The following is a 14,646-nucleotide window of genomic DNA, read 5'->3' on the forward strand; positions in this document are numbered from 1 at the left end:
CCGTTGCGCGCCGAGTAGCAGACCGCGCGAGACGCGGTCTGCTACGCGCGCGGCCACCCGACCCGAACCACGAATGACCCGACGAGACCGACGCGATTTCCAGGCTCGACGCGCCCACACCTCAGTCGACATACGGAAGTACTCGGCCGACGTCGGACTCAGGTCGTGACCGGGTCGCTGACCTGCTCGTCGTGGTCGAGGCCGGCGCGCCAGGTGTTCCAGTGCCAGTGCAGGTAGCGGTCGATGGCGCGGACGACGTGGGAGGACCGGATCGACGGGAAGACGTCGAACGCGTGCTGGGCGCCGGGCAGCTCGGCGTAGACGACCGAGCTGTCGGAGACCTCGCGCAGGCGCTCGACGAAGAGCCGCGCCTGGCCGACGTCGACCAGGCTGTCGTGGGCGCCGTGGAGGACGAAGAAGTCGGGGGCGTCGGCGGTGACCCGCAGCAACGGTGAGGCCGCCTCGAACGCCTCCGGGTCGTCGGCCCAGCGCTGGTGCAGCACCCGCGGGGCCAGGAACCGGTCGCGCATCTGCTCGGCCGAGGCCAGGCCGGTCGAGCCGGCGAAGTCGTAGACGCCGTAGTGGGGGACCGCGCAGCTCACCGACGTGTCGGCGTCCTCGAAGCCCGGCTGCCAGGTCTTGTCGTCGGCGGTCACGGCCGCGAGGGCGGTGAGGTGGCCGCCGGCCGAGCCGCCGGTGATGGCGACGTAGGACGGGTCGCCGCCGTAGTCGGCGATGTGCTCCTTGATCCAGGCGATGGCCTGCTTGACGTCGATGATGTGCGCGGGGAACGGGTCGCGCGGCGCGAGGCGGTAGTTGATCGCCACGCACACCCAGCCCTTGGCGGCCAGGTGGTTCATCAGGGGGAGGCCCTGCTGGTCCTTGTTGCCGATCGTCCAGGCGCCGCCGTGCACCTGGAGCAGCACGGGCGCGCCGCCGTCGGGCACGCCGCCGGCGGGCGTGTAGACGTCGAGCCGGCCGCGACGGCCGTGGTCGTTGTAGGCGATGTTGCGCTCGACGTGGACACCGGCGCTCTTCATCCGGAACGGGTAGACGAGCGTGCGCCACGGGACGGCCAGGTCGGCCGGGGTCGGCTGCTCGTCGAGGACGTCGCGGTAGTCGGCGCCGAGGGCGTCGGACAATGCGTCCTCGGCGACCTCGCGCACCTGGCGGCTCTGGCGCACCAGGTAGGCGAGCCCGGCCGTGCTGAGGCCGGCCAGGGCCAGGCCGCGCAGGTCACGCCGCGACCCCCGCGCGTGGGCCACCGCGTCGGCCGCGGTGGCCGCGAGCACGTGCGGGGCGAGCTCGGTGGTGAGCCAGCCGGCGAAGAACGACGGGACGGCGGCCCGGTAGCCGGGGAGCGGCCGGAGGGCGTTGGCGGTGAGGGCGGCGGTGACGACCTGACGACGGAGGAACCCCATGCCGACGAGCCTAACCTGACTAAGCGGTCGTCTTACGCGGCAGGATGAGACATCCGCCACCGTGACCCGGAGGGTCATCCGGCGTTAGGACGAGAACACGTTCTACTGCCCACCACCGAGAGGGACCCACCCTGTGGACCGCTTGTCCGGCCTCGACGCCAGCTTCCTCTACCTCGAGACGCCCGCCCAGCTGATGCACGTGTGCGGGGTCATCGTCGTCGACCCGAGCACGATGCCGACGCCCTACACGTTCGCCTCGTTCCAGGCCGGCATCGAGGAGCAGGTGCGCGACGTCCCGGAGTTCACCCGCAAGCTGCGGCGGGTCCCGCTCGGCCTCGACCACCCGATCTGGGTGCGCGACCGCCAGTTCGACGTGGAGCGCCACGTCCACCGGCTGGCCCTGCCCAGCCCCGGCGGCTACGCCGAGCTGACCTCGCTGCTGTCCCACCTGGCCGCGCTCCCGCTCGACCGCTCGCGGCCGCTGTGGGAGATGTGGGTGGTCGAGGGCTACGACGACGGCAAGGTCGTCGTCTTCCTCAAGATCCACCACTCGACCGTCGACGGGGTCTCGGGCAACAACCTGCTCTCCCACCTCTGCTCGCTGGAGCCCGACGCCGCGCCGATCGCGCTCACCGAGCCCCAGCCCCACGGCCGCGACGTCAGCTCGCGCGAGCTGCTGGGCCGCGCCGTCGTCAGCCGCGCCGCGCTGCCGGTCCACGTCGCCAAGATCCTCGCCCCGACGGTCAGCGGCCTGGCCAGCACCGTCGGCCGCGCCCGCGCCGGTACGGCGATGGCCGCCCCGCTCACGGCGCCCCGCACGTCGTTCAACGGCACCATCACCGGTCACCGCAGCATCGCCCTGACCGACATGGACCTCGACGACATCCGCGCCATCAAGTCGGCCACCGGCACCACGGTCAACGACGTGGTCCTGGCCGTCTCCGGCGGCGCGCTGCGCGCCTACCTCGAGGAGCGCGACGAGCTGCCCGACACCTCGCTGCTGGCCTCGGTGCCGGTCAGCGTGCGCGAGGTGTCCAAGCGGGCGGGCGGCGCCAACAAGGTGTCGTCGCTCTTCGCGCGGCTCGGCACCGACGTCGAGGACCCGCTCGAGCGGCTCGAGGCCATGGCCGAGTCCAACCGCAACGCCAAGGAGCACCACCAGGCGATCAGCGCCGACTCGCTGCAGGACTGGGCCGAGTTCGCCGCCCCGCGCACCTTCGGCCTCGCCGTGCGGGCCTACGCCGGGCTGCGGCTCGCCGAGAAGCACCCGCCGGCCATCAACCTCGTCATCTCCAACGTCCCCGGCCCGCCGGTCCCGATCTTCTTCCTCGGCGGCCGGGTCCTCGCGCTCTATCCCCTCGGCCCGGTCTTCCACGGCGCCGGCCTCAACATCACGGTGGTCAGCAACAACGGCCAGGTCCACGTCGGCGTCATCGCTTGCCGTGAGTCGATGCCCGACGCCGACGCCCTGGTCAGCCACTTCCCCCGAGAGCTCGCCCGGCTCCGCAAGGCCGTCGCCGCCGGTCAGGCAGGCGCGACGCCGATCGACCAGGCGCGCCAGGCCCGCACCGCGCGCAAGAAGTAGCCGAACCGGCCCGGACGTGATCGGGTGGGGTCCGTGACCCGGACCGTCGACGTCGACTACCTCGTGGTCGGAGCCGGTGCCGCCGGCATGGCCTTCACCGACGCGCTGATCGACCACGCCGACGTCCGCGTCGCGCTGGTCGACCGCCGGGCCGGCGTCGGCGGCCACTGGCGCGAGGCCTATCCGTTCGTCCGCCTCCACCAGGCCTCGACGTTCTACGGCGTGGCCTCGACCGTCCTCGGCGGCGACGTCCAGCAGACCGGACCCGAGGCCGGGCTCCACGAGCGTGCCGACCAGGCCGCCATCACGGCGTACTACGTCGACGTGCTGGCCGAGCGGATGGTCGGCCCGGGCCGCGTCGAGCTCTTCGCCGGCTGTGACCACCTCGGCGACCGCACGTTCGTCCGGCTCGACTCCGGTGAGCGGTTCGAGGTGCCGGAGCGCTGCCGCGTCGTCGACGCCCGCTACCTCGCGCCCGACATCCCGGCCGAGACCCCGCCGCGGTTCGGCGTCGGCGACGGTGCCCGGGTGGTCCCGGTCAACGACCTCGTCCGCCTCGAGGAGGCCCCGAGCCAGTACGTCGTCGTGGGCTCGGGCAAGACCGCGACCGATGCCATCGTCTGGCTGCTGACCCACGACGTCGACCCCGACGCGATCTGCTGGGTCCGCCCGCGCGACCCGTGGATGCTCAACCGCGCGCTGGTGCAGCCCGACCCCGCGGTCTACCTCGGGATGGTCGCCGACATGATGCGCGCCGCCGCGGAGGGGAAGTCGCTCGACGACGTCTTCCTGCGGCTCGAGGACGCCGGCATCATGCTCCGCATCGACCGCTCGGTCACGCCGACCATGGCCAAGGCGCCGACGCTCGGCACGTGGGAGCTCGAGCTCCTGAGCAGCGTCGAGCACGTCGTACGGCGGGGGCGTCTCGTCTCGGTCGGCCGCGGCCGGATCGACGTCGCCGACGGGTCGGTGGCGGTCGCCGACGACGCGGTCGTGGTCAACTGCGCCGCCGACGGTCTCAAGAACCCGCCGCGCGTGCCGCTCTGGCGACCCGAGACGATCACCCTGCAGCCGATCCGGGCCGGCTTCCCGTGCTTCGGCGCCGCCCTGGCCGGCTACGTCGAGGCGACCCGCTCCGACGACGACGTCAAGAACGCGCTGTGCCCGCCCTCGTCCTACGGCAACACGCTCCAGGACTGGGCGACCATGAACGTCCTCGGCATGCGGGCCTCCGCGGCCTTCGGTGCCGAGCCCGACATCCGGGAGTGGAGCAGCCGGGTCGCGCTCAACCCCGCCCGCGTCGCCCCCGACCACCCGGCCTCGGCCGCCCTCGACGACGCGCTCGCGCGCCTCGGGGCCCACACCGGTCCGGGGCTCGCGCGGCTCGTCGAGCTGGGCGGCCGGCAGTCCTAGCGGGGGCCCAGCACGCAGAGCTCGTTGCCGTCGGGGTCGAGCATCGCGACGGCACCGTCCTCGTGCGGCGAGGCCCCGACGCGGGTCGCGCCGATCGCCACCAGCCGTTCGACCTCCGTCTCCTGGTCGCCCTCGGCCGGGGGAGCGAGGTCGAGGTGCAGCCGGTTCCTGCCGGTCTTGTCGCGCCAGGGCGGCCCGCCCCAGGAGATCTTCATCCCGCCGTCGGCCGACTGGATCGCGGTCTCCTCGTCCCGGTCCCAGACCAGCGGCCAGCCGAGTGCCGCGCTCCAGAAGTAGCCGACCTGCTGCGAGCCGTCGGAGGACAGCGCGCCGATCCGGCCGCAGCCGGCGAGGAAGCCGTTGGTCGGCTCGACGACGCAGAACTCGTTCTCCTCGGGGTCGGCCAGCACGACGTGCTCCTCCTCGGGGAGCTGACCGATGTCGAGGTGGTGGCCGCCCCGGGCGAGCGCCCGCTCGACGGTCTGCTGCTGGTCGTCGAGACTCGTGGTCATCAGGTCGAAGTGCATCTGGTTGGGATGGGTCTTGGGCTCCTCGGTCGGCAGGAACCGGATCCGCAGCCCGTCGCCGTCGCGCGGCGCGACCGCGGTGCCGTCGCCGTCGAGCTCCCAGCCGAGCACCCCCGACCAGAACCGGGCGAGCAGCGACGGGTCGTGGGCGTCGAACGCGAGGGCGACGAGGTGGAGGGCCATCCTCGCGACGCTAGGCCGGTCCGCGCCGGCCCCGCAACGGGATTGATCGGCGTACGCCGGGGCGATGAGTTCGGTCCACCGCAGCGGTCGCCACCTCCATGAGCGATCCCACCGCAGCGACCATCCCCCGGGCCGGACGCGGCACCAGCGCCCCCGAGTCGAGCACCGAGCCCGCCGTGTGGAGCGACGTCGCGGCCCGGCTGCGCGACGGCTCAGGCACCACCTGGCTCAGCGTCGCCGCGGCCGGCGGGGTGCACACCCGGCCGGTCTTCGCGTCGTGGACCGGGTCGACGTTCGTCCTCGCGTCCAACCCGGGTGCGGCCAAGACGCGGCGCCTGGAGCAGACCGACGGCACGGTGTCGCTCGCCATCGACCTCGGCAGCCTCCACCTCGTCGTCGAGGGGACCGCCGCCCGGCTCACCGACGAGGCCGACCTCGAGCGGGCCTCGACGGCCATGCGCGACGTCTACGACTGGCCGACCGAGGTCGACGGCGACCTGCTCGACGCGCCCTACGCCGCCCCCACCTCGGGCGGACCGCCGTTCCAGGTGTGGGAGGTGACCCCGGTCAAGACCATCGCGCTACCCACGCAGGACCAGGTCGCGCCGACCCGGTTCACCTTCGGCTGAGAAACCTGGTCGACGACGACCGGGCGGATGTCGAGAACCCGCCACCGGCTCCGTCCCTGGTAGGAACGCGACCACGACGGTCGCCCACACCGAGGAGAACCACGATGGCCAAGTACCTGCTGCTCAAGCACTACCGCGGCGCCCCGGCTGCGCGCAACGACGTGAGGATGGACCAGTGGACGCCGGAGGAGATCTCGGCCCACATCCAGTACATGGAGGACTTCGCGGCCCGGCTCGAGGCGAGCGGTGAGTACGTCGACGGCCAGGCGCTCGCCCCCGAGGGCACCTGGGTCCAGTACGGCGGCGAGGGCAAGCCGCCGGTCACCGACGGCCCCTTCGCCGAGACCAAGGACCTGATCGCCGGCTGGATGGTCATCGACGTCGACACCTACGAGCGCGCGCTCGAGCTGGCCGGTGAGCTGTCGGCCGCCCCGGGCAAGGACGGGAAGCCGATCCACGAGTGGCTCGAGCTGCGGCCCTTCCTGACCGCGCCGCCCACGATCGAGGAGTGAGCCCCGGCGTGGACGAGTCCCTGCTGCGCCACCTCACACCGAGCGTCACCGCCGTCCTCGTGCGCCGCGGAGCCGACTTCGCGGCGGCCGAGGACGCGGTGCAGGACGCCCTCGTCGAGGCGGTGCGGGTCTGGCCGGACGACCCGCCGCGCGACCCGAAGGGCTGGCTCGTCACGGTCGCCTGGCGCCGGTTCCTCGACGCGACGCGGTCCGACACCGCCCGGCGACGGCGCGAGGACCTCCTCGAGGAGGAGCCGGCGCCCGAGGTGGCGCCGGGGGTGGACGACACGCTGCGGCTCTACTTCCTCTGCGCCCACCCGTCGCTGAGCGCGTCGTCGGCGGTGGCACTGACCCTGCGCGCCGTCGGCGGCCTGACCACGCGCGAGATCGCCCGGGCCTACCTGGTGCCCGAGGCGACCATGGCCCAGCGGATCAGCCGGGCCAAGCGCACCGTCGCCGACGTCCGGCTCGACCAGCCGGGTGACGTCGCGACCGTGCTGCGGGTCCTCTACCTTGTCTTCAACGAGGGCTACTCCGGCGACGTCGACCTCGCCGCCGAGGCGATCCGGCTGACCCGGCAGGTCTCGGCCGCCGTCGAGCACCCCGAGGTCCAGGGGCTGCTCGCCCTGATGCTGCTCCACCACGCCCGACGCCCCGCCCGGACCGCCCCCGACGGGAGCCTGGTCCCGCTCGCCGCGCAGGACCGCCGGCTCTGGGACACCACGGCCATCGCCGAGGGCGTCGAGATCCTCCAGGCGGCGCTGGCCCGCGACGCGCTGGGGGACTTCCAGGCACAGGCGGCGATCGCGGCCCTCCACGCCGATGCCCCCACCGCCGACGAGACCGACTGGGTCCAGGTCGTCGAGTGGTACGACGAGCTCGTGCGCCTCACCGACAGCCCGGTCGCCCGGCTCAACCGTGCGGTGGCGGTCGGCGAGGCCGACGGACCCCGGGCCGGGCTCGCGGCCCTCGCCGCGCTGGACACCGCGCTGCCCCGGCACGCCGCCGTGGCGGCGTACCTCCACGAGCGCGACGGCGACCTCGCGACGGCCGCACAGCTCTATGCAGAGGCCGCCCACCAGGCGCCCAACCTGGCCGAGCGCGACCACCTGACCCGTCAGGCCGCCAGGCTCAACCGGCGCTAGCCGCCCTGGCCGCGGCGGCGCCCGACCAGGAAGCCGACGCGCGCGGCGATGACCACCAGCCCGACGGCGGCGGCGACGGCGCCGAGGAGCTGCCACCGCGACACGATGACCATCGACCCGCTGCCGAGCCGGTCGCCCCAGCCCAGGTGCCAGTCGGCCTCGAGCGGGGTGTAGGCGAACCACCCGAAGTCGGCCGGGGCGGTCCGCGCCGTCAGCGCCACGGCAAGGCCGCCGACGACGAGCACGAGGCCGGACGCCCACCACAGGTAACGAGTCACCCCCGGAGTATCCGCCACGCACCGTCCGGTCCGACGGGCGTCCGTAGCATCGATGCCGTGCCTCCCCGCTCCCCGTTGCCGCTGCGGCACGGGCTCAGCGCGGCGTGGGTCTGCACGCCCCACCGCGACCCGAGGGTGCCGGCGCCGTGGACCTCGATGGGGGACTGGCTGCGGGACCACGTCGACGCGCGGGTCGACGTGGCGGGCCTGCTGGGCGGCGAGCGGTTCGTCTACGCCGACGGTGCGGTGGTCGGCGACGCCGACCCCTACCGCCCGCACACGTTCGTGTGGTTCCACCGCGACCTGCGCGACGAGCCCGAGGTGCCCGGACCGCTCACCGTCCTGCACCGCGACGACCGCGTCGTGGTGGTCGACAAGCCGGCGTTCCTCTCGACGGTGCCGCGGGGGCGCCACGTGACCCAGAGCGTCGTCGTCCGGCTGCGCGCCGAGCTCGACCTGCCCGAGCTGACGCCGATGCACCGGCTCGACCGGGTGACTTCGGGGTTGCTCGTCTGCGCCACCGAGCGCCGGTGGCGGTCGTCGTACCAGGCGATGTTCGCCGACGGTGCGGTCCGCAAGACCTACCGTGCGCTGGCCCCGTGGCGGGCTGAGCTCGCGACGCCGACGACCGTCGCCAACCACGTCCGGGCGATCCCGCGGACCGGTCGCGCCGAGGTGGTCGCGGGTGCGCCGGTCAACGCCGAGACCCTCGTCGAGCTCGAGGAACGGCGCGGCGAGGTCGCTGTCTACCGCCTGACGCCGCGCACCGGCCGCACCCACCAGCTGCGGCTGCACCTGCTCGGACTGGGGGCGCCGATCGTGGACGACCCGCTCTACCCGGTCGACCTCGAGGTCGACGTCGACGACTTCCGGCGGCCGCTGCAGCTGCTGGCCAGCGGGCTCGAGTACGCCGACCCCGTCGACGGCGGCCCCCGCCGGTTCGTCAGCCCGCGGCGACTGCCCCTCGAGGCGGAGTAGTCCTCAGGCGCGGCGCTGGGCGAAGTCGCGACGACGGGCGTTGACGGTGCCGACGGCCTCGAGGAAGGCCGGCACGAACTTCTCCGACTCCAGCACGCAGGCGGCGTGGCCGGAGTCGACCTCGTGCATCGTCGCGCCGCGGATCGCGCGGGCGAGGCCGACCTGTCGCTCGGTGGGGACCACGCGGTCGGAGGTGGTGACGACGACCGCGGTGGGGACGTCGATGCGGCTGAGCCAGGGGCGGGAGTGGTGGCGGCCCAGGGCGGCGAGCGCCTGCCCGATCGCCCACGGGCTCGTCGAGCGGAACTCGCCGAGCGCCCAGTCCTGGATGTCGTTGGGCTGGAGGTCGACGGCGCCGGCGGCCACGCGCGCGGCCCGGGTCGCCGTGCGGGACCGGGACATCTCGCGCAGGCCCAGCATGCTCGCGCCCATCCCGGTGAAGAAGACCCGCTCGGCGACGCTGCCCTGGAACCGGTCCGCCGTCGAGCAGAGCACGAGCCCGCTGACGATGGCCGGGTGCTGGCGCCACACGCGCTGGGCGACGACGCCGCCCATCGAGTAGCCCGCCACGACGACCTCGTCGAGACCGAGCACCTCGACCAGGGCCGCGACGTCGTCGGCGCAGTCGTGGAGCGAGAAGTCGTCGCTCCTGATGCCCTGGCCGTGCCACCGCTGGTCGAGCGTGACCACCCGGTGCTTGCGCGCCAGCCGGGCGATGACCGGGAACCAGGTCAGCAGCCCGGTGCACCCGAGCGCGTGCAGCAGCACGACGGTGGGGGAGTCGGGCGACGGACCCGCGGTGTCGGTGACGTAGGTCGACCCGCGGCCGGGCAGGTCGACGAGCCGGCCCTCGGGGATCGGCACCCACGGCAGGTAGACGCGGTTGCGCACCAGGCGGAGCGGCGAGGGCGGGGGCATGGCGGCTCCTGGTGGTGCGGAGGGCGTGGCAGCGAGAACTAGAACAGGTTACAGTTTCGCCCGTGAGCTCTGACGACGGCTACGCCCCTGCGGACCAGGAGTCGGTCGACGCCGTCCGGTCCGTCCTCACCTCGGTGCTCGAGAAGGCGCCAGACACCGGTCCGGAGTGGGCCGCGCTGGCCGACGCCGGCCTGCTGTCCCTCGCGGTGCCCGAGCCCCACGGCGGCGAGGGTCTCGGCCTGGCCGAGGTCGGCGTGCTGCTGCGCGAGACCGGCGCCCGCGTCGCCCACCTCCCCGTCTGGGAGACCCTCTGCTGCGGGGTCCTCACCCTCGCCGCCGCGGGCACCGACGAGCAGCAGGCCGCCCTCCTGCCCGGCGTGGCGTCCGGCGACGTCGTCCTCACGCCGGCCCTGCGCGAGGTCGGCCGCGGCATCACCGACCGTCCCGGGGCGACGTACGCGGCGGCCCGTGACGGGTCCGGCGACGGGCGCGGCACGGTGACCGGCCGCAAGATCGGCGTCTCCTACGCCGCGTCGGCGACCCGTCTGCTCGTCACGGCGCGCGACGGCGAGCGCGACGTCGTCGTCCTGGTCGACCCGTCCGGGCCCGGCGTGACCCTCGTCGAGTCGGGCAGCTCGGCGCGGATCACCCAGCACACCGTCGTCCTCGACCGCGCGCCCGCCGACCTCGTGGGTGGGGAGGGCAGCGACGCCGCCACGGTCCTCGTCGAGCACGCCGTCGCCGGGCTGACGCTGCTGGCGGCCGGTGTCGTCAAGGGCGCGGTGGACCTCACCGCCGGCTACATCAAGGGTCGCGAGCAGTTCGGACGCGCACTGGCGCAGTTCCAGGCTGTCGCGATGCAGGCCGCCGACCTCTACATCGCCTCCCTCACCCTCGACCTGGCCGCCGACCACGTCGCCTGGCGCATCGGCGCCGGCCTCGACGCCACCGACGACCTCGCGGTGGCGGCCTACTGGGTCTGCGCCGAGGCGCCGAAGGCCCTGCGGACCTGCCACCACCTCCACGGCGGCATGGGCGTCGACGAGACCTACCCGCTGCACCACTACTACTCCTGGGTCGTCGACATCGCCCACGCCCTCGGCACCCTGCCGGGCGACGTCCCGGTCGAGGACCCCACGACGAAGAACCTCGAGCTGACCACCGAGCAGCGCCGGCTCAAGGCCGAGATCCGCAGCTACTTCCACGGGATCGCCTCGCACGACGAGCACGTCGACATGGGCCGCGACCGGCACGGCCCGACCTACGAGCGCGTCATCCGCCAGATGGGCGAGGACGGCTGGATGGGCGTCGGCTGGCCGAAGGACTACGGCGGGCACGGGCTCGGTGAGATCGAGCAGACGATCTTCGCCAACGAGGCCCAGCACGCCGACGTGCACCTCCCGGCCGTGACCCTGCAGACGGTCGGTCCGACGCTCATCCGGCACGGCACGGAGAAGCAGAAGGACCTGTTCCTGCGCCGGATCCTCGCCGGCGACGTGCACTTCGCGATCGGCTACAGCGAGCCCGACGCCGGCACCGACCTCGCCGCCCTGCGCACCACCGCGCGCCGCGACGGCGACCACTACGTCGTCAACGGCCAGAAGATGTGGACCACCGGCGGCCACCAGGCCGACTTCGTGTGGCTCGCGGTGCGCACCGACCCCGACGCCCCCAAGCACAAGGGCATCTCGATCCTCATCGTCGACACGACCGACCCGGGCTACTCGTTCACGCCGATCATCACGGCCGACGGCGCGCACCACACCAACGCGACCTACTACAACGACGTCCGCGTCCCCGTCGACATGCTCGTCGGCGAGGAGAACCAGGGCTGGAAGCTGATCACCACCCAGCTCAACCACGAGCGCGTCATGCTCGGACCGGCCGGCCGCATCGAGGGCCTGCGCGACCGCATCGTCGACTGGGCGACCAAGGCCGGCGTCGACGACCGGCCCGACGTCCGCGACGTCGTCGGCCGCGTCACCGCGGTCTTCCGCGTCAACGAGCTGCTCAACTGGCAGGTCGCCCGCGCGGCCGCCGACGGCGAGATCTCGGTGGGCGACGCGTCGTCGTCCAAGGTGTTCGCCGCCGACCAGGTCCAGCACCTCTCGGCCGACCTGGTCGCGATCGTCCATCGCTACGGCGACCCGGCCGACGAGGAGACGAGAGCACTGCTCCGCTACCTCGACGACCAGGCCAAGCGCAACCTCGTCCTGACCTTCGGCGGCGGCGTCCAGGAGGTGCAGCGCGAGTTGATCGCCATGTTCGGCCTGGGCCTCCCGCGGGTGCCCAGGTGAGCGCGGCCCCGGCCGAGGACGAGCGCCACGACCGCATCATGGCCGAGGCCGAGCGCATCAAGGCGCTCGGCGAGGCCGCCGAGTCGCAGGCGCCCTACGCCGTCAACCAGGCCACCATCGGCACCTGGCTCGACGCCATGGGCTACGACAACGACCGCTTCCGCCAGGGTGAGGCCCCGCCGTCGATGGCGCAGGTCTGGACCATGCCCGGCCTCGGCCGACGTCGCCCGCCCGAGGACCCGCTCAGCCGGATGACGGAGTTCCTCACCGACGAGGGCTACACCGCCGTCCTCGGCACCAACTGCGAGCAGACCTACGAGCGCTACCTCCGCGTCGGCGAGGACGTCCGCGTGACCAGTGCTCTCGACGCGGTCGCAGGACCCAAGACCACCGCGATGGGCGTCGGCTACTTCGTGACCTCCCGCAACACCTGGTACGTCGGCGACGAGAAGGTGGCGACGATGCTGTTCCGCGTGCTCAAGTTCGTCCCGAAGGAGAAGCCATGACCGTGCGCCCCATGGTCAACCGCGACTCGCAGTTCTTCTGGGACGGCACCCGGGCCGGCGAGCTCCGCATCCAGGTCTGCAACGCCTGCGGGGCCAAGCGGTTCCCGCCCGGGCCGGCCTGCCAGTCGTGCGACGCCTACGACCGCGGCTTCGAGATCGCCTCCGGGGAGGGAACCGTCTTCTCCTTCGTCGTCCACCGCCACCCGCCCGTGCCCGGCAAGGAGCTCCCGATCGTGATCGCGCTGGTCGACCTCGACGAGGGCGTGCGGATGGTCGGCGAGGTGGCAGGTGCTCGGTCGGAGGGCGACCTCGCGATCGGCGACCGGCTGCGCGTCGACTTCAACCGGGTCGACGACGACCTGACCCTGCCGGTGTGGAGGAAGGCATGAGGACCCTCGAGGCCGGCGAGCAGCTCCCCGAGTGGAGCCTGCCGATGACCCCGACGACGATCGTCAGCACGGCGATCGCCACCCGCGACTGGCAGGACGTCCACCACGACCGCGACGTCGCGCAGGCGGCCGGGTCGAAGGACATCTTCATGAACATCCTCACCAGCAACGCCCTGGTCGAGAAGTACGTCGTCGACTGGGCCGGCCACGACGCCGAGCTCAAGGGCATCGCCATCCGCCTCGGTGCGCCCGCCCACCCCTACGACACCCTCACCTTCAGCGGCCGGGTCACCGACGTCGCCGACGGCGTCGCGACGATCGCCGTCGTCGGCCGGGTCTCCCTCGGCGACCACGTCACCGGGACCGTCAGGGTCGCCCTGTGAGCGGCACCCTGTCCGGCAGGGCAGCGATCGTCGGGATCGGCGCGACCGAGTTCTCCAAGGCCTCCGGCCGCTCGGAGCTTCAGCTCTCCGTCGAGGCCGTGCGGGCCGCGCTCGCCGACTGCGGGCTGACCGCCGCCGACGTCGACGGCCTCACCACCTTCACGATGGACACGTCGTCGGAGATCGCGGTCGCCCGCGAGCTCGGCGTACCGGAGCTGCGGTTCTTCAGCCGCATCAACTACGGCGGTGGCGCGGCCTGTGCCACGGTGCAGCAGGCGGCGATGGCCGTCGCGACCGGCGTCGCCGACGTGGTCGTGGCCTACCGCGGCTTCAACGAGCGCTCCGAGAGCCGCTTCGGGCAGTTCTCGGTCGCGGCCGCGACCCAGGTCAACACCAACGGCCTCGACAACGCGTGGTCCTACCCGTTCGGCCTCGGCACCCCGGCCGCCACGGTGGCGATGCAGGCGCAGCGCTACCTGCACGACTACGGCGCCACGTCGGCTGACTTCGGGGCCGTCGCGGTCGCCGACCGCAGGCACGCCGCGACCAACCCCCACGCGTTCTTCTACGGCAAGCCGATCACCCTCGACGACCACCAGTCCTCGCGGATGATCGTCGACCCGCTCCACCTGCTCGACTGCTGCCAGGAGAGCGACGGCGCCCAGGCGCTGGTCGTCGTGTCGGCCGAGCGGGCCCGCGACCTGCCGCAGAAGCCGGCCTACGTGGCCGCGGCGGCGCAGGGCAGCGGGCGCGACCAGTTCGTCATGACGTCCTACTACCGCGACGACATCGGCATCCCCGAGATGGGCGTGGTCGGCCGCGAGCTGTGGCGCCAGTCGGGGCTGACCCCGGCCGACATGCCGATGGCGATCCTCTACGACCACTTCACGCCCTACGTGCTCATGCAGCTCGAGGAGCTGGGGTTCTGTGGTCGGGGTGAGGCGCCGGGCTTCATCGCCGACGGCGCGATCGAGATCGGTGGCCGGCTGCCCCTCAACACCCACGGCGGCCAGCTCGGCGAGGCCTACATCCACGGGATGAACGGCATCGCCGAGGGCGTGCGCCAGGTCCGCGGCACGTCGGTCAACCCGGTCGCCGCCGCGGCCGACTCCCACGTGCTCGTCACCGCCGGCACCGGTGTCCCCACGAGTGGTCTCATCCTTAGTGCGACTCAGTGAAGTAGATATCTTCATCTGGCTAAGATGAAGGTATGATCTTCACATGTCGCAGGTGAAGCCCGTGCCGGTCCTCATCATCGGCGACCTCGTCGGGTCCCGCACGGTCGCGGACCGGTCCGGGCTGCACCACCGGCTCTCCGCCGCGCTCGAGACGGCCAACGCCCGGTGGGGCAGCGACCTGCGGATCACCGTCGGCGACGAGTTCCAGGGCACGGTGCCGTCGCTCGGTGCGGCCACGACGATCGCGCTCGACCTGCGGCTGACTCTGCTGCCCGACCACGACCTGCGCCACGGCATCGGCCGC

At 73.1% G+C, this 14,646-nt stretch carries 16 protein-coding genes; 12 read left to right on the plus strand and 4 right to left on the minus strand.

Translation table 11 applies throughout. The features are described from left to right. Positions 1 to 158 precede the first annotated feature (158 nt). The gene (locus tag Q7T52_RS17045; RefSeq protein ID WP_304804593.1) at positions 159 to 1,421 is read right to left on the minus strand and encodes an alpha/beta hydrolase; all 1,263 of its coding nucleotides are present in this window, start codon (positions 1,419 to 1,421) and stop codon (positions 159 to 161) included. A 133-nt stretch (positions 1,422 to 1,554) separates the two neighbouring features. Here Q7T52_RS17045 and Q7T52_RS17050 point away from each other — a divergent pair, with 133 nt between their 5' ends. Further along, positions 1,555 to 3,006 carry a wax ester/triacylglycerol synthase family O-acyltransferase gene (locus Q7T52_RS17050; protein ID WP_304804595.1) on the plus strand — a complete coding sequence of 484 codons (1,452 nt, stop codon included), beginning with the start codon at positions 1,555 to 1,557 and terminating at the stop codon, positions 3,004 to 3,006. 33 nt (positions 3,007 to 3,039) lie between these two features. Beyond that, positions 3,040 to 4,419 (plus strand): FAD/NAD(P)-binding protein, encoded by a 1,380-nt coding sequence (locus tag Q7T52_RS17055; RefSeq protein ID WP_304804597.1) that lies wholly within the window; start codon positions 3,040 to 3,042, stop codon positions 4,417 to 4,419. Here Q7T52_RS17055 and Q7T52_RS17060 read toward each other — a convergent pair. Next, a complete protein-coding gene (locus tag Q7T52_RS17060) occupies positions 4,416 to 5,129 on the minus strand; it encodes a VOC family protein (RefSeq protein ID WP_304804599.1) in 714 nt (237 codons plus the stop codon). The genes Q7T52_RS17055 and Q7T52_RS17060 overlap by 4 nt on opposite strands. Before the next feature lie 98 nt (positions 5,130 to 5,227). On the opposite strand from Q7T52_RS17060, the gene Q7T52_RS17065 reads away from it, so the two are divergent. The 3 genes from Q7T52_RS17065 to Q7T52_RS17075 all read left to right on the plus strand — a co-directional run bounded on the left by Q7T52_RS17065 (position 5,228) and on the right by Q7T52_RS17075 (position 7,415). Continuing rightward, positions 5,228 to 5,758 (plus strand): hypothetical protein, encoded by a 531-nt coding sequence (locus tag Q7T52_RS17065; protein ID WP_304804601.1) that lies wholly within the window; start codon positions 5,228 to 5,230, stop codon positions 5,756 to 5,758. Between the two features lie 104 nt (positions 5,759 to 5,862). Then, the gene (locus tag Q7T52_RS17070) at positions 5,863 to 6,270 is read left to right on the plus strand and encodes a YciI family protein (protein ID WP_304804603.1); all 408 of its coding nucleotides are present in this window, start codon (positions 5,863 to 5,865) and stop codon (positions 6,268 to 6,270) included. Next, positions 6,267 to 7,415: an RNA polymerase sigma factor gene (locus Q7T52_RS17075; RefSeq protein ID WP_304804606.1), complete on the plus strand. Its 1,149-nt coding sequence runs from the start codon at positions 6,267 to 6,269 to the stop codon at positions 7,413 to 7,415. The genes Q7T52_RS17070 and Q7T52_RS17075 overlap by 4 nt, the downstream gene beginning before the upstream one ends. On the opposite strand, the gene Q7T52_RS17080 is transcribed toward Q7T52_RS17075, so the two are convergent. After that, entirely contained in the window at positions 7,412 to 7,693 is a 282-nt protein-coding gene (locus tag Q7T52_RS17080) for a hypothetical protein (RefSeq protein ID WP_304804608.1), read from the minus strand. The two genes, Q7T52_RS17075 and Q7T52_RS17080, sit on opposite strands and share 4 nt — an antisense overlap. 168 nt (positions 7,694 to 7,861) lie before the next feature. On the opposite strand from Q7T52_RS17080, the gene Q7T52_RS17085 reads away from it, so the two are divergent. Further along, a complete protein-coding gene (locus Q7T52_RS17085) occupies positions 7,862 to 8,671 on the plus strand; it encodes a pseudouridine synthase (RefSeq protein WP_370692335.1) in 810 nt (269 codons plus the stop codon). A gap of 3 nt (positions 8,672 to 8,674) precedes the next feature. On the opposite strand, the gene Q7T52_RS17090 is transcribed toward Q7T52_RS17085, so the two are convergent. Next, positions 8,675 to 9,589, minus strand: coding sequence for an alpha/beta fold hydrolase (locus tag Q7T52_RS17090; RefSeq protein ID WP_304804612.1), 915 nt, complete (start codon positions 9,587 to 9,589; stop codon positions 8,675 to 8,677). A 62-nt stretch (positions 9,590 to 9,651) separates the two neighbouring features. Between Q7T52_RS17090 and Q7T52_RS17095 the strand changes: the two genes are divergently transcribed. From Q7T52_RS17095 to Q7T52_RS17120, 6 genes are all read left to right on the plus strand, one after another. Beyond that, positions 9,652 to 11,886 carry an acyl-CoA dehydrogenase gene (locus Q7T52_RS17095; RefSeq protein WP_304804614.1) on the plus strand — a complete coding sequence of 745 codons (2,235 nt, stop codon included), beginning with the start codon at positions 9,652 to 9,654 and terminating at the stop codon, positions 11,884 to 11,886. Further along, complete coding sequence (locus Q7T52_RS17100; RefSeq protein WP_304804616.1) at positions 11,883 to 12,392, plus strand: MaoC family dehydratase N-terminal domain-containing protein; 510 nt, start codon at positions 11,883 to 11,885, stop codon at positions 12,390 to 12,392. Before Q7T52_RS17095 ends, Q7T52_RS17100 begins: the two co-directional genes overlap by 4 nt. Continuing rightward, positions 12,389 to 12,781: a Zn-ribbon domain-containing OB-fold protein gene (locus Q7T52_RS17105; RefSeq protein WP_304804618.1), complete on the plus strand. Its 393-nt coding sequence runs from the start codon at positions 12,389 to 12,391 to the stop codon at positions 12,779 to 12,781. The genes Q7T52_RS17100 and Q7T52_RS17105 overlap by 4 nt, the downstream gene beginning before the upstream one ends. Continuing rightward, positions 12,778 to 13,164 carry a MaoC family dehydratase gene (locus Q7T52_RS17110; RefSeq protein WP_304804620.1) on the plus strand — a complete coding sequence of 129 codons (387 nt, stop codon included), beginning with the start codon at positions 12,778 to 12,780 and terminating at the stop codon, positions 13,162 to 13,164. The genes Q7T52_RS17105 and Q7T52_RS17110 overlap by 4 nt, the downstream gene beginning before the upstream one ends. Continuing rightward, entirely contained in the window at positions 13,161 to 14,342 is a 1,182-nt protein-coding gene (locus Q7T52_RS17115; RefSeq protein ID WP_304804622.1) for a lipid-transfer protein, read from the plus strand. Before Q7T52_RS17110 ends, Q7T52_RS17115 begins: the two co-directional genes overlap by 4 nt. A gap of 43 nt (positions 14,343 to 14,385) precedes the next feature. After that, on the plus strand, positions 14,386 to 14,646 hold a 261-nt coding region (locus tag Q7T52_RS17120), incomplete at its 3' end, for a SatD family protein (protein WP_304804624.1).

The organism is Nocardioides sp. (assembly GCF_030655615.1).
Taxonomy (GTDB): domain Bacteria; phylum Actinomycetota; class Actinomycetes; order Propionibacteriales; family Nocardioidaceae; genus Nocardioides.